Origin of the sequence: Pseudoalteromonas sp. S1727 (assembly GCF_005886375.1) — a bacterium.
Lineage (GTDB): Bacteria > Pseudomonadota > Gammaproteobacteria > Enterobacterales > Alteromonadaceae > Pseudoalteromonas > Pseudoalteromonas haloplanktis.
In genome coordinates this window covers 20,541-37,636 of sequence record NZ_PNDT01000077.1, presented here as the reverse complement: position 1 = coordinate 37,636, position 17,096 = coordinate 20,541, and the positions used below count along the sequence as shown (strand labels likewise).

Annotated in this window: 15 protein-coding genes; 4 read left to right on the top strand and 11 right to left on the bottom strand. The window is 41.4% G+C overall.

Annotation, left to right across the window (positions count from 1 at the left end):
* Nucleotides 1-298 precede the first annotated feature (298 nt).
* Complete coding sequence (locus CWB85_RS16225) at nt 299-1,969, top strand: tetratricopeptide repeat-containing response regulator (protein ID WP_016707871.1); 1,671 nt, start codon at nt 299-301, stop codon at nt 1,967-1,969.
* A gap of 42 nt (nt 1,970-2,011) precedes the next feature.
* On the opposite strand, the gene msrB is transcribed toward CWB85_RS16225, so the two are convergent.
* The 9 genes from msrB to CWB85_RS16180 all read right to left on the bottom strand — a co-directional run bounded on the left by msrB (nt 2,012) and on the right by CWB85_RS16180 (nt 11,446).
* Nucleotides 2,012-2,452 (bottom strand): peptide-methionine (R)-S-oxide reductase MsrB, encoded by a 441-nt coding sequence (gene msrB, locus CWB85_RS16220; RefSeq protein ID WP_016707872.1) that lies wholly within the window; start codon nt 2,450-2,452, stop codon nt 2,012-2,014.
* 8 nt (nt 2,453-2,460) lie between these two features.
* Nucleotides 2,461-2,970: a peptide-methionine (S)-S-oxide reductase gene (locus CWB85_RS16215; RefSeq protein WP_016707873.1), complete on the bottom strand. Its 510-nt coding sequence runs from the start codon at nt 2,968-2,970 to the stop codon at nt 2,461-2,463.
* Between the two features lie 61 nt (nt 2,971-3,031).
* Nucleotides 3,032-3,472 (bottom strand): hypothetical protein, encoded by a 441-nt coding sequence (locus tag CWB85_RS16210; protein ID WP_138555441.1) that lies wholly within the window; start codon nt 3,470-3,472, stop codon nt 3,032-3,034.
* Between the two features lie 25 nt (nt 3,473-3,497).
* Nucleotides 3,498-3,995, bottom strand: coding sequence for a DUF2919 domain-containing protein (locus CWB85_RS16205; RefSeq protein WP_016707875.1), 498 nt, complete (start codon nt 3,993-3,995; stop codon nt 3,498-3,500).
* Complete coding sequence (locus CWB85_RS16200) at nt 3,992-4,336, bottom strand: DUF3392 family protein (protein WP_016707876.1); 345 nt, start codon at nt 4,334-4,336, stop codon at nt 3,992-3,994. Before CWB85_RS16200 ends, CWB85_RS16205 begins: the two co-directional genes overlap by 4 nt.
* Nucleotides 4,329-6,350: an NAD-dependent DNA ligase LigA gene (gene ligA / locus CWB85_RS16195; protein ID WP_029216072.1), complete on the bottom strand. Its 2,022-nt coding sequence runs from the start codon at nt 6,348-6,350 to the stop codon at nt 4,329-4,331. Before ligA ends, CWB85_RS16200 begins: the two co-directional genes overlap by 8 nt.
* A 96-nt stretch (nt 6,351-6,446) precedes the next feature.
* Entirely contained in the window at nt 6,447-7,211 is a 765-nt protein-coding gene (gene zipA / locus CWB85_RS16190) for a cell division protein ZipA (protein ID WP_016707878.1), read from the bottom strand.
* Nucleotides 7,212-7,251: 40 nt separating this feature from the next.
* The gene (locus CWB85_RS16185; RefSeq protein ID WP_138555440.1) at nt 7,252-10,647 is read right to left on the bottom strand and encodes an AAA family ATPase; all 3,396 of its coding nucleotides are present in this window, start codon (nt 10,645-10,647) and stop codon (nt 7,252-7,254) included.
* Between the two features lie 67 nt (nt 10,648-10,714).
* Nucleotides 10,715-11,446 carry an RNA methyltransferase gene (locus CWB85_RS16180; protein WP_138555439.1) on the bottom strand — a complete coding sequence of 244 codons (732 nt, stop codon included), beginning with the start codon at nt 11,444-11,446 and terminating at the stop codon, nt 10,715-10,717.
* A 170-nt stretch (nt 11,447-11,616) separates the two neighbouring features.
* On the opposite strand from CWB85_RS16180, the gene CWB85_RS16175 reads away from it, so the two are divergent.
* Genes CWB85_RS16175 through CWB85_RS16165 form a run of 3 tightly spaced genes read left to right on the top strand, consistent with a single transcriptional unit; the run spans nt 11,617 to nt 14,042 of the window.
* Nucleotides 11,617-12,714, top strand: a complete 1,098-nt coding sequence (locus CWB85_RS16175) for a YjgN family protein (protein ID WP_138555438.1) — start codon at nt 11,617-11,619, stop codon at nt 12,712-12,714.
* Entirely contained in the window at nt 12,715-13,752 is a 1,038-nt protein-coding gene (locus CWB85_RS16170; protein WP_138555437.1) for a M48 family metallopeptidase, read from the top strand. It begins immediately after the preceding gene.
* Nucleotides 13,749-14,042 carry a hypothetical protein gene (locus tag CWB85_RS16165; protein WP_016707883.1) on the top strand — a complete coding sequence of 98 codons (294 nt, stop codon included), beginning with the start codon at nt 13,749-13,751 and terminating at the stop codon, nt 14,040-14,042. Before CWB85_RS16170 ends, CWB85_RS16165 begins: the two co-directional genes overlap by 4 nt.
* Nucleotides 14,043-14,104: 62 nt before the next feature.
* Here the strand turns inward: CWB85_RS16165 and speB are convergent, their stop codons facing one another.
* A complete protein-coding gene (gene speB / locus CWB85_RS16160) occupies nt 14,105-15,028 on the bottom strand; it encodes an agmatinase (protein WP_016707884.1) in 924 nt (307 codons plus the stop codon).
* A 1-nt stretch (nt 15,029) separates the two neighbouring features.
* Nucleotides 15,030-16,943: a biosynthetic arginine decarboxylase gene (gene speA, locus CWB85_RS16155; protein WP_016707886.1), complete on the bottom strand. Its 1,914-nt coding sequence runs from the start codon at nt 16,941-16,943 to the stop codon at nt 15,030-15,032.
* Nucleotides 16,944-17,096 lie beyond the last annotated feature (153 nt).

The window sequence follows — 17,096 nt, the reverse complement described above, 5'->3', positions numbered from 1 at the left end:
TAATAAAAAAGAGCATCACCGCCATTTACAAGTAAGGGCGAAGGTCACTGGTTCAAGTCCAGTATCACTCACCACATATAAAACACCTTAATAATCCTATTAATAGTAGAACTTCTAAACTCGCAAACTCTTTACAAACATCAACCTATTTAAATATTTTCTTTAATAGATAATTATAGCAATCACATTTTATTGATGATCGAATTAAATTTGGTTGCGGTATTAAATTTTAAATTCCCTTGTCAGCGACTAGACTGTTTATTATAGTCTCTGATACGTTCATGTGGTCACAAGTCTAATGCCAGCAAAGATTTTTTCTAATGCCAAAATATTAATAGTGGAAGAGCAACCTCTTGCCCAAAGCTATATGAAACAATCGCTCGAAAAACTAGGCTTTCGGCAGTTACGCTTTGCTGAGCATGCTAATTCAGCTAAAGAGCAGTGTCTCACAGAACAATTTGACCTCATTGTGTGCTCGTTTAATCTGAGTAAAAATCAAGATGGCTATCAGCTATATGAAGAGCTACGGGTAAAACGCCTAATAAAACATTCTACCGGCTTTATTTTCATTTCTGCTGAAACTAGCGGCTCGCTTGTTCATAGCGTTTTAGAGCTGCAGCCTGACGACTTTTTAGTCAAACCTTTTACAGTATATGATCTCAAGACACGTATAGAACGAATTTTACTACGTAAGAATAACCTCCAAACAATATACAACTTCATTGACGATGGTAATGACTCAAAAGCATTAAAAGAGATCAACACTGCGCTTGATAAAAAAGGCAATGCTTATAGTGCGATCTTATTACGTTTAAAAGGCGATGCCCTACTTCGCTTAAAACGTGCTGATGTTGCAAAGGATTTTTTTAAGTCCGTATTAGATATTCAGAAGTTCGCTTGGGCCAAAGTTGGATTAGTGGAAGCGTTAATTGCAAATAATGAGCACATTCTTGCACAAAGAATGCTCAAGACAATGCTGCAGCGTCATGAAACACGATTAGTTGCACTGGATTTACTTGGTAAGTTAGAAATCAAACTGAATCAATTTGAGTTAGCTCAAGATTTTTTAAGCCAAGCAGTTGATATTGCACCACGAAATATAGAGCGTCAAAAGTCACTGAGCCATGTTTCCTTGATCAACCACGACTATGAAAAGAATTATATTACGCGAAAAGACATCGCTAATTTTGCTAAGCACTCAATCCACGATCACCCTGATGTGTATTTAAATGCAGCGCGTGCAGGTATTGACTTTGCTCTTACAACAGATCAAAGCGACCAAATTCAACGTATTTCTAGACAAACAAATAAATATTTAACAGACTTAAAAAGCCAGTTTCCTAATAGCCATAATCAAGCACAGATTGATGTTTTAAATGCCCGCCTGCACTACCTAAAGGACGAGCATCAAAAAGCCAAAATGCTGATCGAACAGCTTGATGATGACGATAATCATATTCGCTCGGTAGATGGCGCACTTGATAAAGCAAAAGCATTTCATGAGCTGGGATTTCATCATAAAGCGCAATCTCTGTTCAGCCAGATTATCAGCCATTGTGAGCGTCACCCAACGGTCAGTGATCCTATCTATTTACGGTATATTCAACAGCAACAAAGCGAGCGCCGCGATATAAAAATGGGGCCGAAAGAACTAAACAACCATGCTGTGACTCAGTTTAATCGTGGCCAATTAAATACCGCGCTTGAAGCCTTTACTCAAGCATTTAGGATCATGCCTCGTAATCCCAGCATTGCATTAAATTTATTACAATGTCTATTTGATAGTAACAAGCAAAATGGCCACACATTAAATCTAGTAATGGCAAAAAAATGCTATGCGCTTCTCAATTCAACTTCATTAGATAATGAGCAACAGCAACGCTTCAATAAAATAGTTATGCAAGCGACAGCAATGGGACTGACGCTTGCCAGTTTAGAAGAGCCAGATAAAAAAAATAAACAATTATAATAACGTTAGCTAAATTTAGTTACTTTGTATGAGTCATTTAAGTTACAGCTTTTGCAATGATACAGCGTTAATACAATACCGTAAGCCACTTGGCATTGGGCCATCAGGGAATACATGCCCCAAATGCGCATCACACACATTGCACACCGTTTCTATTCGTTGCATGCCGTGGCTTTTATCACTGTTATACGCGATTGAATTAACTTGCGCAGGTTGAGTAAACGATGGCCAACCAGTGCCACTGTCAAACTTCTCATCGCCATCAAACAGTAAGTTATCACAGCATATACAAGCGTACTTACCTGGTTCAAACAAAGTGCAGCTGTCAGAGCTGTGCGGACGCTCAGTGCCTTTATTGCGAGTAACATAAAAAGCTTCTTCGCTTAATTGTTCTCGCCATTGTTGCTCTGTTTTGACGACTTTGCGGCTCGGCTCTGGGTTGCCATTTGTGGCAAAGTTTAAAATATCATTCCAATTCAACATAACTGACCTCATTGACTAAGATGGGCTAATTTACTGTAATCTACATTATCACGGTATCGCGCTAATAGCATTGCGAGCTTAGGGTTTATTCGCACTTCACAAAAGGGTTTGTTTGGGTTTGAAAAATAATAATTCTGATACTGACTTGGTGAGTGTTTAAACTCCCCTGCGCTGAACACTTGCGTGATCAAAGGAGCAAGATAATCAGCCTGCTTTAAATTTAAGCCCTGTAACGCAGCATCATATTGCTCGTCGCTATAAACATAAATAGCCGAACGGTACTTATTACGCATACTGTGAGTACTGGTCGCGCTGTGGGTATCAATGTGAATAGCGATTAAATCAATCAGACTGATTTTTTCTGGATCAAAGTAAAGCCTTATTGCTTCGCTAAATTGACTACCTTGCTCTGTCGTTTTAAACCAGCCTTGCTCCACCTTAACAACCCCTTTTAGTGCACTAAAAATCGCCTCCGTACACCAATGACAGCTACCACCAAGGCCAACTTGCTGCTGCATGCTATACCTCCTACGGTTTTATTGTTGAACTAACTAATACCGTGGTAATCAAGGTTTAATTTCATACGATGGTAATTGACAGCTTTTCATGTTCTGTAAAAAGGCTATTAAAGTAATCTAAAAGTTCAGCTTGAGAAGCAGGTAAGCCTATCGTGCATTGCTGCTGTTCGCTGGAAAAAATAGTGCATTGATCATCCTGACACTGTATTTTCTCAATACTATCAATTACCAACCACTGTGGGCCATGAACCCTGTCGAAAAATCCTGACAAAGTAAACAATAAAAGGTGCTGTTGCTCTCGCTGAATAAATTTATCTAAAGGATTACGTGCTTTAAAGAGTGGCGTAAGGCGATAACAACATGAACTAAATACAAACAGCCATAAAGCAATTAAAAATATGAACCAAGCCTGTTGTAATAACTCAGTAAATACACTCAACAATACTAATACTACACCAAAGCAACCGACGATCAGCGCCAATCGTTTATTAATTGCTTGCATTGCAGCTCCTCTTAATTTGCATTTGTTAATGGCGTTTATTATCAGTTTCTGGATCAGGCCAATCATTAAAAAATACCGTTAGATAACGGCTTTTCGCTAAATACAGTAACACCCACAATACAGTCACCATCTGTAAGGCTAAAAACATCGAAAATTGATAATAACTATGCGCCGCTTGAATAACTAACCAGCTTAAATCTATTGCAGCGCAAACCAATAATGGCCAGCGCATAAAACGCCATATTCGCGCAAAGCGTGCCGCACTAGCGGCATTTTTTTGCGGCCTTCGCAGACAAAACACCACTGCCGGAATAATCGCGATTGCACCGATGGCCAAAGCACTGAAAAAATCACTCTTCGATCGAAATACCAACGACATCAAATCAAGCTCAGGACGGCGGCTAAGTGCCGCAATGATCCAAATAAAATATGCTCGCAGCAAAATCAACAAACTCAAATGAAATGCTATCGGTGTACGGTATGTGCCGTATTTATCCCAATACTCAGGTCCATACCTTTTCATAGCTGATTTTTCCTATCAGCTAAAATACCGAGTAGGATAAATGCAGTGATCGTGGTAACTGCAAGCCAACGCGTGCCAAAAAGCATCAGTAACTGACTAATTAACGGTGTCACAAATACCACTAATAAGCCAAAGCCGAACCCAGTTACCAATACAAAAGCAGCCACCCTCATAATAAAATGACGCCTTGCTACAAATCGTTTCGTGGTTTTAATGATCTCATTGGCATACAGAGACACAATACAAACCACCAACAATAAAGCAATATTATACAAGTACGGTTTTAGCCACTGACCGAAAGTCAGTGCTAAGTCCTGAAAAAGTGTAATAACACTATCCATTATGTTGCGCCAGTAACGCGATTAAATCATCTTCGCTTAGTATATTAATTCCTAAGTCTTGCGCTTTCGTTAACTTAGAGCCTGCTTTTTCACCCGCAATTAAGGCGTCTGTTTTTGCAGAGACACTGCCAGAGACTTTTGCGCCTAATTGTTGTAAGCGAGCTTTAGCATCATTACGGTTAAGCTCGTTTAAAGTGCCAGTTAACACATAGGTTAAGCCCGCAAGTGGCTGTGAGTCTTCACTTGGAGGAGTTAACTCAGGCCAATGGATCCCCTGCTCAACTAATGCATTTACAACGTCTAAATTATGTTGTTCAGCAAAAAAACCACGAACATGCTTGGCAACAATTTCACCCACATCACTGACTTCAACTAACGCTTCTGTGGTTGCCGTGGTGACCTTTTCTAGGGTCAAAAAGTGATTGGCTAGGTTTTGCGCCGTCGCTTCACCAACTTCTCGAATACCTAAAGAGTATAAAAACTTAGCTAATGTTGTTTGTTTCGCATCATCAAGTGCTGCAACTAAATTTTTTGCAGATTTTGGCCCCATACGTTCAAGTGACTCAAAATGCCCTTGCTTAAGAATAAATAAGTCTGCTGGGGTTTTAATAAGCTCTCTGTCCACCAGCTGCTCAACAATTTTATCGCCAAGGCCATCTATGTCGAGTGCTTTTCGTGAGGCAAAATGCTTAATTGCTTCTTTGCGTTGTGCTTGACATACCAAGCCACCTGTACAACGCGCAACAGCTTCACCTTCGATGCGCTCAACATGGGAGTCACAAATTGGACACGTAGCCGGAAACTCTATTTCCTTCGCATCTGCTGGGCGGCGCTCTACTACCACTTGAGTAATCTGCGGGATCACATCGCCAGCCCGGCGGATGATCACCGTGTCGCCAATTTTAACCCCTAAACGGTCTATTTCATCACGATTATGCAAGGTTGCATTCGATACTGTAACCCCACCAACAAACACCGGTTCTAAACGGGCAACGGGTGTAATTGCCCCTGTGCGGCCTACTTGAAATTCAACATCAAGTAACTGAGTGATCTCTTCTTGAGCTGGGAACTTATACGCAATAGCCCAGCGCGGCGCTCGTGCCACAAAGCCTAAACGTTCTTGCATGGCTTTGTTGTTAATTTTGATCACCACACCATCGATTTCATATTTCAGCGCACTGCGTCGCTCAAGAATGTCATGATAGTAATCTAAAGCAGCCTGCTGCCCTTCTACTAATTTAGTTTCTGGACAAAGTGGTAACCCCCAATCTGTGAGCTTAGCCAATTGCTGATAATGATCACTTGGCAACTCTCCATTGGTAACAACACCAATACTGTAGGCATAAAACATCAGCGGACGTTTAGCGGTAATTTTTGAATCTAATTGACGTAAACTACCTGCAGCGGCATTGCGGGGGTTAACAAACACTTTCTCACCACGCTTTGCAGCCTCAGCATTAAGTTTTTCAAACCCCGCGCTATCCATAAATACTTCACCACGGATTTCAATTTCCTCGGGAAAATCATCACCGCGTAACTTTAATGGCACATTACGAATTGTTTTTACGTTAGTGGTAATATTTTCACCGGTGTGACCATCACCGCGAGTTGCGGCCTGCACAAGCACACCATTGCGGTATAAAATAGAGACCGCTAAACCATCAAGCTTTGGTTCGCAGCAAAATGTCAGCTCGTTATTGTCCATCAAGCGCTCTTTAATACGACGGTTAAAAGCACTGAATTCTTCTTCACTAAAAGCGTTATCTAACGACAACATAGGAACTTGGTGTGTAACTTGCTCAAATTTGGCAAGCGCAGCTCCACCTACTTTCTGGGTGGGAGAGTCGGCGCTCATGTACTGGGGATTATCAGTCTCAAGTACACTTAATTCCCGTAACAGGCGATCATATTCGGCGTCTGGAATACTCGGTTTATCAAGCACATAATAATTGTGATTATGATCTTCTAATTGCTGACGAAGTTGCGTAATTTGCGCTAACACTAAAGTGGACATACTGACCTCAAAAAACATAAAAAAAGCCACTTTAACGAGTCATCATTAAGTGGCTTATAAAACTCTTAACTAATTAATTTTATACATAGCAAATGATTAAACTGAGAAACGTCTCACTTTTTCAACATACTCGCGCACGCTATCAACGGTCATTGCTTCACGCTGTGAATCTAAAATAGTGGCGCCAAATTCATCCGCTAACTTTTTAGCTGCACTGTGTAACATATTAAATGCTGCAAGGCCGTCACCATCACACGGTAAGGTCATAAATAAGCTGATCCCAGCAGTACTAAATTGTTCCATATTATCAATATCAAACGTGCCTGGGTTGTACATGTTAACTAAGCGAAATAACACAGGTCCGTGGCCGGCTGGATCTAAGTGACGATTAAAAAAACCTTCTTCAGAATATTTAAAGCCAAGGGTGTTAACAGCTGGCAATAATTTACTGCCTTCCATATTTAAGCCTTCCGGCATTTGAATATGCACGATGATAAAATCACTGGCTGCAGGCTGTTCAGGCTCTTGCTCAGGCTCAGTAATGACCTCATCCTGAGGCTCTGCAGGGGCAACTACTGCCTCCTCCGGCTCTGGCGCTGTAAATGAATTAGCCTGGGGCTGCTTGTCTTCTGCGCTAAAGCTTAAATCGCCAAACTGCGGTTCGTCACGCTCAGCATGAGAGACTGGCTCAGGTGCACTTTGACGCTCAATAGGTGCTTGATGATCCGCAGGCTCAACCCGTTCGTCATTTGTCGCAGTGGGTGCATCTTTCTTACGCACTGACCATAGGCCATGTATTAATAATCCACCAATGACTACTACACTGATAATGATTAAAACCCATCTTAATTGTTCGGCCATCCCCTCACCTTTTATTATCTATTTACTCAAATATTAATAATTATGCGTGTGCCATTTGCACCGCTTGTTCTATATCTACAGCAACCATACGCGAAACGCCTGGCTCAGCCATTGTTACACCCGTCAATCTACCAGCCATTTCCATGGCAATTTTATTATGACTGATATAAATAAATTGCACCGATTGTGACATTTCCTCAACTAATCGGCAAAACCGTCCAACATTCGCATCATCCAATGGCGCATCTACTTCATCCAGCATACAGAACGGAGCTGGATTGAGCCTGAATATTGAAAACACTAATGATAATGCGGTCAGCGCTTTTTCTCCACCACTTAAAAGGTGAATTGTTGAATTTTTCTTGCCCGGTGGGCGTGCCATTATACTAACACCACTTTCTAATAAGTCATCACTGGTTAATTCTAGGTATGCACTGCCGCCACCAAATACTTTTGGGAACAACTGAGCAAAGTCGCGGTTAACTTGATCAAACGTTGCTTTAAAACGCGTTTTAGTTTCACGGTCAATCTTGCCAATTGCCCCCTCAAGAGTCATCAAGGCTTGAGTTAAATCTTCAACTTGGGCATCTAAATACTGACTTCGCTGCTGCGCTTGTTCAAACTCATCAATTGCCGCTAAATTTACAGCCCCCAACTCAGCTAAATTCTGCGTCACTTTATTAAGCTGACCTTGATGTGTACTTATGTTGGCATTGTCAGGAAGGCGCGCCAATACCTCTTTCAAGTTTTGCTGTAATTCATCAAGCGGCTCAAGCGCTGCTTGTGCTTTCACTAATAAGCTTTGCTCCTCAAGGGCATGTTGTTGTAATTGCTCTTGCAATAACACCATTTCCGCCTGTGATGCTTTTAGCGTTGATTGCTTATCAGCAAGTGCTGTTTTAGCCTCACTCAATGCAGTTTGCAAATTTTTGAGCTCAATGTCACTTTGTTGGTTTTGCTCTAACAATACTATGATTTGCTCTGCCACTTCTTCTAACGGCATAACAAGCTCTTCTATTTGTGCTGTTAATTCCAGCACAGCCTCTTGAGCCGATTCACACGCAGTAATAGCATGTTGTAGCTTAGTGTCACTAAGTTGGCATTCACTACGCGCCTTTTGTTCACTCAGTGTCGCTTGATGAGCCTGTGTTTTATAACGCTCTAACTGTGTATTGGCTTGTCGAAATTGCTCATCACTTTGTTGTTGCCGCAATTGTGCAGCATCGCGATTAGCAGTGATTTCGTCGCGTTGCTTTGCCAGCTGTTCGATATGCTGCTGTTGAGCTGTTAGCTTATCTTCAAGGTTAGCGTATTCAACATTTAACTGTGTAAGTTTGTTTTGTAACTTGTGCTGTTGATGTTGAAATTGCTGTAACTGCTCTTTCAACATATCGCGACGAGTACTGCCAGAAGCCACTTGTTGAGCAAGCTGATGAACCGCAGCTTTTAATGTTTCACTTTGTGTATTAAGCTCTTCACATACTTGCTGCTGCGCTGTTACTGAGGTGTTTTGTATCGTAAGCTCGCTATTGATCTGCGCAGTTAACTGTGTCGCCTCAAGTAACTGCTTCTGCTTTACAAGCAATGAATTATCAGCAGTTTTATCCGCTTGCTGCTGCCAGTTTCGGCCATGAATATTACCATCACTATCTATCACAGCCAGCCAGTATTGATCGGCTAAATCATCACCACTGAGGCGCTCTCTATAAGCAATTCTATGTAATAAATCAGGGTAAATTCCTTGCTCTATAAATGTGGCCAGTGAACCTTGAGGTGCGACATCAACAGTGGGCCATATTCCATTAGCAGTGGCCGCAGCGGTTACATTTAACTGTTCAAGCCCTTGCAGTGCCTGCTCAACTAAATGTTCATAGCCACTGCGCACAACTAACTGCGCTAATAAATTACCTTCGGCGTGCGCTTTCGTATCCCCGAGCATTGAATTCAAGCCCGCTATTTTAGCCTTCGTTTCGTTGAGCTGCTGAGTAAGTGTTTGCTGAGTATCTTTATAGCTACGCAAGGTCGCTTGAGCATCCTGCGCGCTGTTATGTACTTTATTTAGCGCGGTTTGTTTTGCTGCAAGCTCCTGAGTTAACGACTGCATTAGTTGCTGTTGTTGTGATACTTGCTCAGCAATTGGATTATCGGCAAGCTCTGCTAACTCGCTAGCCAACGCGGTTTGCTGATCTTCAATATAATGCTGATTTTGCGTGTAGTGTTCAGCAATATTCTGTTGTTGGCTATAGTGCGCGTTTATCGTTTGAAACTGTTCGTTAATAGCTTGCCAATCAGCGATTGCTTGCTCTTTTTCTGCCTGTAACTGAGTAACCGTTTCTGTCATTTCAGCAACCTGCTCTGTACAAATTATGGTATGTTCAATTGCCTCTTGTAAGGTATTTTGTTGCTCATTAGCGTAATCTTTTTGCTGCTGTCGTAGTTGCTGATTTTGCAGTTGCAATTGCTGTTGTTTAAGCAAATTGTGATTAAACGCTTGTTGTTGCTGTTTTAAACTAATTTGTTGTTGCTCAGCGCGAGTAAGTTCAGTGTGCGTTTTATGTTGGGTTTGCTGCGCATCATTGAGCTTTTCCAGCTGATGTTGAACTTGGTTTTCAAGACTTGCCAGTACATCATCATGACCTGAATGGGCGAGCTTAAAAAAGCTAATTTGCTCATTTAACTGGGTCATTTGATCGGCTTTTGCAACTTGCTGTTGATGCAGTTTCTGCCATTTTAATACAGCTAACTGACCTTTAAGAGTTCGCTCTTGCGCTTTTAGCTCTCGGTATTTTTTTGCCTCTACTGACTGTACCGCCAACTTATCAACTTGGGCTTGTAATTCTTTACGTACATCAAGTAAACGCTCAAGGTTTTCGCGAGTGCTTTTAATTCGAGTTTGCGTTTCACGGCGACGCTCTTTGTATTTTGAAACCCCCGCGGCTTCTTCCAAAAATACGCGTAAATCAGCTGGTTTGCTTTCAATCAAGCGTGAGATCATGCCCTGCTCGATAATCGCATAGCTACGCGGGCCAAGGCCGGTGCCTAAAAATATATCCGTAATATCGCGCTTACGGCACTTACTGCCGTTAAGAAAATATAATGATTGTCCATCGCGCGTCACTAAGCGCTTGATAGCCACCTGATTACGATCCGCAAAGGTATTGGGTAAATGCCCTTGCGTATTATCAAAAATAAGTTCGACAGATGCTTGCGATATCGGTTTGCGATTAGTTGAGCCATTAAAAATAACATCGGTCATGGCATCACCGCGCAAGTTTTTCGCAGAGCTTTCACCTAGCACCCAGCGCACCGCATCAATCACATTAGACTTGCCGCAGCCGTTTGGGCCTACAACACAGGTCATTTGATCAGGAAATGGAATTTTAGTGGGCTCTACAAAGGATTTAAAGCCCGCTAATTTTATGCTGCTCAGACGCATCTAATTGGTTTACCGATTATTATTGTTATCTGCTTGAGGTTAATTTAACCCACTTTAGGTCAAAAGGTTAAGCTTGGCGTTTAAAATTATCTAAAATAATCCCTGTTGCCATGGCAACATTGAGTGATTCAGCCGCGCCAAATGCTGGAATAGTAATCTTATTAGTAACAAGTGCGGCGCATTCAGCGCGAATACCATGAGATTCGCTGCCCATTAGTAATACTCCAGTTTGCGTGAGTGTTGCTTGGTGCAGATTTTCACCTTCTAAAAAAGCACCATAAATAGGTAAATTAAGCCCATTTAAATAAGTAGGCAGATCAACTTGGCTAACAGCAACTCGAACAAACGATCCCATTGTGGCACTAATGGTTTTTGGATTGTATGGGTCGGCGCTGTCTAAACTTGTAACAATGTGCTTTATGCCATACCAGTCAGCCACGCGAATAATTGTCCCGAGATTCCCCGGATCTGACACACCATCAAGTGCTAATATCAAGCCTTCTGATGCTGGCAAGCTAACTTTAGGCATAGCAACAATCGCTATAGCCGCATTGTTTGACACCAAAGTGCTGGCTTTGGTTAGGCTGTCTTCATCCGCTTCAACCATAGTTACATGAGTAAATTCACTTTGAAACTGCGCAATAAAAGCCGCTGTAGCAAATACATCAACAATCGCCAAGCCACTTGCCAATAACTCAAGTACGTTTTTCTCACCTTGTACAAGGTATTGATTATATTGCTTTCGGTACTTTTTTTGACCTAATGCGCGAATTAGCTTGAGTTGGTTTTTTGAAATCATAACAGCCTCATAAAATGACGTCGTGAGTATAACAGATATAACCGAAAGTTCTAAAATTGAAAAATAAACAATTTATAACGTTTTATCAGTCGTTACAGTAGATTGTGATTGATTAAAAAGCGTTTTTTGAGTACCTTTTATGACTAAAATAAAAAGGAACTGGAAATAAAATGGAACCCACCACACATTCAACTGAATCACCCTCAACTGCAACAAGCTCAACTATTTTTCAAGGCCGAGTCCAATTTAGTGGTCAAGCTGGTGAATTTTTTGGTATTTGGACAGTTAATATTCTGCTGAGCATTTTAACCCTCGGTATTTATTCGGCATGGGCTAAAGTACGCACCTATCGTTATTTTTATGGTAACACCCAAATCGATGGCCATAGTTTTGATTACTTAGCCACCCCAATACAAATTCTCAAAGGTCGTATTTTAGCGGTGGTAGTATTTGTAATTTATAGCCTTGTTGTACAGTTATTACCATTAATTGGACTTTTATTCGCACTCGGTTTTTTATTGGCTATGCCTTGGATAATCAACCAAGGCCTACGTTTTAATATGCGTATGACCCGCCATCGTAACGTACGTTTTGCATTTTCTGGCAACTACGGCGACGCATTCGTTAACTTTGTACTATTGCCTATCGCCAGTGTATTCACATTGTATTTATTACTGCCTTACGCGCTAAAACGTATGGATCAATATTTACATGAAAATATCAGCTACGGTAATAAAGCTATCAATGTGAATCTCAAAGGTGAAACCTATTATATGGCTACACTTATTACAATCGGAGTCGCCATCGCAGGCCTAGTGATCTTTGGTATTTTTGCAGGGCTTAGCGGTGTTGCGATGAGTGTAGGTAATGTTGATGCAAAGAGCTTAAGTATCTCGACAATATTTTTTCCATTACTGATCATGGCTTTATATATTGCGTTTCTGACCTTGATCAGTGCAGTTTATCAATCAATTATTCGTAATCATATTTTTAACAGTAGCGAGTTTAGCGATGTGACCAGCTTTAAATCAGATTTAAAAGCTGCTGACTACGCAATGCTTCTGTTTACTAATACATTAGCAATTATCTTTAGTTTAAGTATGGCTTATCCATGGGCAAAAATACGTAAAGCACGGCTACTCGCAAAAGCGACAGAGGTGACCATCTACAGCGGTGCCCTTTCAATTATTGATACGGCACAACAAGAGCAATCATCATTTGCTGAAGAAGCGGCAAATGTGTTTGATATTGATATTTCGCTTACTTAAATGAGTGATTTTCCTATCACTGGCTGCTATTACTACCCTAATAGCAGCCAGCATCAACAATGCAGCGCTAGTATCACTGGCGAATACTTGCAACTTATTGACTCTCAGCAACAAGTTATACTGTCTTCACCACTTGCAGATTGCCAGTCAGAAAGCCCTTTGCCGGGTATTGCATCCGCAATCAGCTTTTCTGAAGGGGGCCGCTTTGTGCCCCAGGATATACATTTTCGCTGGCCGTTTGCTCCAGATAAACAGGGACTTACTGAACGCTTAGAAAAAAATAAAGCGCTTATTTTACTGTCAATTATCTTAACGCCACTGCTATTATGGTTTATTTTATACCGAGGCATCCCAGCCATCGCGGTATATAGCGTAAGCTTAGCCTCACCTAGTACCGTTGAAAATATGGGAGAGCAAGCTCTCACTGTGATTGTGAAAGTTGCTTTAGAGCCAACAATGCTCACTGAAGACCAGCAATCAGCATTACAGTTACAATGGCAAACGATGCTCAAGCAGCTGAATTTAGATGCCGCTAAATTTAGACTCTCATTTTATAAATCAGACTACTTGTCGGCTAATGCGTTTGCACTGCCACATGGCCGCGTTGTTGTTACCGATGAGCTTGTTAAGCTCTTAAATGATAAGCCGGACGCACTACGCGCAATTTTATTACATGAAATTGGTCATGTTGAGTACCAGCATGGTATTCGCCTGACCGCCCAAGCGGCAGCTAGTAGTATTGTACTCGCGGTTATTTTTGGTGACTTAGAAGGTATTACAGAGGTGGTTTTGGGCTCTGGCTCATCTTTTTTACAGCAAGCATTTTCACGGGATATGGAACGCGAAGCCGATCAATACGCCATCGAAAAATTAATTACATTAGGTTACTCTAGTCATGATTTTGCTGATGCAATTGAAGCCCTGCAAACACGCTTAGATGAAAAGGCTAAACTTGATGATAGCTGGTTAGAATACTTATCAACACACCCAAGCTCACAAGAGCGAATTGATTATGCGAGGCAATATAAGCCAAAATGACACCTGAGTTAACGCTAATTATTTTAGCCGCTATCATGATTGTGCTAGGATATGGTTTTATTTACCCACGCTTTGCGGGGAATGATTTTAAAAAAGTATCGATACAGGATTTATTTGCCACAGCGATCACTTTAACCATCGCAGGCAGCCTTTATTACAATTCGCACATAGCATTTAATTGGCTATGGTTTGAAATGAATTGGTTTTGGTTCACCTTTTTAACTTATCTGGTCATTGAAGTACCAGTCTGTTTACTTTATGCCAAAAAGCATAATATGAAGTTTTCATAACACCTTTATTAGCATACAAAAAAAGCGCCAAATTGGCGCTTTTTAATCTGAATTAAAACATATTAATATTTGTGCTTTAGTGCCCATAAATGCAAAAGTTCACTGGCAATAGTGGCTGCGGCAATGGCAGTTAATTCACTTTGATCATACGAGGGGGACACTTCAACCACGTCCATACCAATCATATTAATGCCTTTCAGAGCACGTAATACTTTAAGTACTTTGTCACTGGTTAAGCCGCCACAGACTGGCGTGCCAGTACCTGGCGCGAATGCCGGATCTAAGCAATCTATATCAAAGGTGATGTACACAGGTAAATCACCCACTCTCGCTTTAATCTGCTCAGCAATCGTTTGCGCCGATAAATCATTAGCGGTCATCGCATCAATCACTGCAAACTCATGTTTGCTTTGGTCAAAATCAGTACGAATACCTATTTGAATGCTGTGTTCAACATCAATCAACCCTTCCTTTGGCGCATGATAAAACATGGTACCGTGGTCATAGCGAGAGCCATTACTGTAGGTATCTGTGTGGGCATCAAAGTGCACCAACGCCATTTTACCAAAACGTTTAGCGTGCGCGCGCAATAAAGGTAAGGTTACAAAATGATCGCCCCCTAACCCTAAAATTGTTTTGCCTTGGCTTAAAATACCTGTGGCCGCTTGTTCAAGCTTAGCGGTAAAGTACTCAGCATCACCAACTGGGTAAGTAAAATCCCCGGCATCCGCTACTTTTAAACGTTCAAATAATTTGAACGTCCACGGGTATTTTGTTTCTTCCCATGCTAAATGCACTGACGCTCTACGAATCGCATCAGGGCCTAACCGCGCACCTGGCCGCCCCGAGGTTGCCATATCAAATGGCAAACCCAAGACAACAACATCCGCATTGATATCAGTGATATTTTGTACCATTGGCTGACGTAAGAACGTCATGCCATTGGAATACAATGAGTGATCTGGGTGATCAAACAAGGTGCCCATATTAAAGCTCTTCTAAATAAGTATAACCGTCTAAACCCGCTTGTAATTCATCAAGCACGCTTTGTTGCTCAGCTTGTGGTAGTTTTGCAGCCACCAGCTGTGCATATGAAGATTGAAAACCTTCAACATCTAAGTGCACATAGCGCATCATATCTGCCACTGTGTCACCTTGATTAATTTCTACGATACTTGCTTCTCCTTGGTCATCCATAGTGATCATCGCACTATGTGTATCACCGAAAAGGTTATGCATATCACCTAAAATCTCTTGATACGCGCCCACTAAGAAAAAGCCCATTAAATACGGTTTTTCTGCACTAAATGCAGGCACTGGTAAAGTGCTCTCAATGCCTTGACCATCAACGTAATGATCAAGTGCACCGTCTGAGTCACACGTAATATCTAATAATACCGCACGACGTTGTGGTGCTTCAGTCAGACCACTTAATGGTAATACTGGAAACACTTGATCAATTCCCCACGCATCAGGCAGTGACTGAAACAATGAGAAGTTAACAAAAAACTTATCCGCTAACCGCGCATTAAGTTCATCAATAATCGGACGATGAAAACGGTTTTTATTATCCATGTGTTTATTAAGTTCATAACAGACACGTAGGTTAATTTGTTCTGCCCATGCACGTTGGGTTAAATCTAATAAGCCCATCGCAAACTGGTTATGCGCTTCAGCTAAATCACCTTGGCTATCATGGTATATCTCAATTAATGCACGGTCGTCCGTCAACACATGCAGTTGCTGCCATGAGGTCCACATATTTTTTAACAGTAGCGGTGCGTCTTCAGCAGGAGCCTGAATTTCTTCTGGCACATAGCTTTCAGTGCCGATCACGTTCGAAATAAGCACGGCATGATGCGCAGTTAATGCACGCCCTGACTCTGAAATAATAGTCGGGAACGGCTGCTCGTATTGCTTACAGATATCACCTATGGTGTACACTATATTATTCGCATACTCTGCCAAACTGTAGTTCATCGAGTTGTGAGATTGGCTACGAGTACCGTCATAATCAACCGCTAAACCGCCGCCTACATCTAAACACTCAATATGAGCACCAAGTTTACGTAGTTCACAATAAAAACGCGCAGCTTCACTCACACCTAAACGTACATCGCGAATGTTGGCCATTTGCGAACCTAAATGAAAATGCACTAACTGTACTAAATCAAGCTGATCAGTTTCTTTTAAGCGGTTCACAACATGTAATACTTGTGAAGCCGATAAACCAAATTTTGATTTTTCACCGCCACTGGCTTGCCACTTACCTTTACCTTGTGATGCTAAACGTACGCGTATACCAATGCGTGGTTTGACGTTAAGCTCTTTAGCTTGGCTAAGTACCATATCCAGCTCAGACAATTTCTCAAGCACGATATACACTTTATGGCCTAACTTTTCACCAATTAGCGCTAAACGCACATACTCTTGATCTTTGTAGCCGTTACACACAATCACTGCACTGGTTTTTTCAGCTAAGGCTAATACCGTTAATAACTCCGGCTTACTACCTGCTTCTAACCCTAGTTGTTTCTTTTCAATATTGGCTTGGCTGGCAACAATTTCTTCAACCACTTCACGTTGTTGGTTTACTTTTATCGGATAAACAAGCAAATAATCTTTAGGGTAACCATAGCTTTCAATTGCGGTATTAAATGCCGCACATAAACTGTGTACGCGATGATGCAAAATTTGTGGAAAACGAACCAAGGCTGGTAAACTTAAGCCTTTGTCTTCTAGTTGTTTAGCGATATCAATAAGTGCAATGGTTTGCTCTGGGGCATCAGCCTTTGGCGCAACATACACATCACCTTGATCATTAATACCAAAAAAACCTTGGCTCCAATGACGAACATTGTAACTCGTGCGAGCTTGTTCTAGTGATGTTGTCTCTTTCATTTATCTTTCTCTTTTATTTAATGAATGCCTTACGGCTGTTGCGCGCATTAAAAGAAAAATAGCTTATCAAGTCCAACAAGTATTTTTGCTCGTAACGAGTGAGTTTTAGTGTCGATAGAATGGCAAGGTGTATGAAGCATAATTTGGGGATCA

What these genes read in the sequence shown, in the direction of transcription:
- CWB85_RS16225 (WP_016707871.1), top strand. Translation starts at nt 299, where the DNA reads ATGCCAGCAAAGATTTTTTCTAATGCCAAAATATTAATAGTGGAAGAG.
- msrB (WP_016707872.1), bottom strand. Translation starts at nt 2,452, where the DNA reads ATGTTGAATTGGAATGATATTTTAAACTTTGCCACAAATGGCAACCCA.
- CWB85_RS16215 (WP_016707873.1), bottom strand. Translation starts at nt 2,970, where the DNA reads ATGCAGCAGCAAGTTGGCCTTGGTGGTAGCTGTCATTGGTGTACGGAG.
- CWB85_RS16210 (WP_138555441.1), bottom strand. Translation starts at nt 3,472, where the DNA reads ATGCAAGCAATTAATAAACGATTGGCGCTGATCGTCGGTTGCTTTGGT.
- CWB85_RS16205 (WP_016707875.1), bottom strand. Translation starts at nt 3,995, where the DNA reads ATGAAAAGGTATGGACCTGAGTATTGGGATAAATACGGCACATACCGT.
- CWB85_RS16200 (WP_016707876.1), bottom strand. Translation starts at nt 4,336, where the DNA reads ATGGATAGTGTTATTACACTTTTTCAGGACTTAGCACTGACTTTCGGT.
- ligA (WP_029216072.1), bottom strand. Translation starts at nt 6,350, where the DNA reads ATGTCCACTTTAGTGTTAGCGCAAATTACGCAACTTCGTCAGCAATTA.
- zipA (WP_016707878.1), bottom strand. Translation starts at nt 7,211, where the DNA reads ATGGCCGAACAATTAAGATGGGTTTTAATCATTATCAGTGTAGTAGTC.
- CWB85_RS16185 (WP_138555440.1), bottom strand. Translation starts at nt 10,647, where the DNA reads ATGCGTCTGAGCAGCATAAAATTAGCGGGCTTTAAATCCTTTGTAGAG.
- CWB85_RS16180 (WP_138555439.1), bottom strand. Translation starts at nt 11,446, where the DNA reads ATGATTTCAAAAAACCAACTCAAGCTAATTCGCGCATTAGGTCAAAAA.
- CWB85_RS16175 (WP_138555438.1), top strand. Translation starts at nt 11,617, where the DNA reads ATGGAACCCACCACACATTCAACTGAATCACCCTCAACTGCAACAAGC.
- CWB85_RS16170 (WP_138555437.1), top strand. Translation starts at nt 12,715, where the DNA reads ATGAGTGATTTTCCTATCACTGGCTGCTATTACTACCCTAATAGCAGC.
- CWB85_RS16165 (WP_016707883.1), top strand. Translation starts at nt 13,749, where the DNA reads ATGACACCTGAGTTAACGCTAATTATTTTAGCCGCTATCATGATTGTG.
- speB (WP_016707884.1), bottom strand. Translation starts at nt 15,028, where the DNA reads ATGGGCACCTTGTTTGATCACCCAGATCACTCATTGTATTCCAATGGC.
- speA (WP_016707886.1), bottom strand. Translation starts at nt 16,943, where the DNA reads ATGAAAGAGACAACATCACTAGAACAAGCTCGCACGAGTTACAATGTT.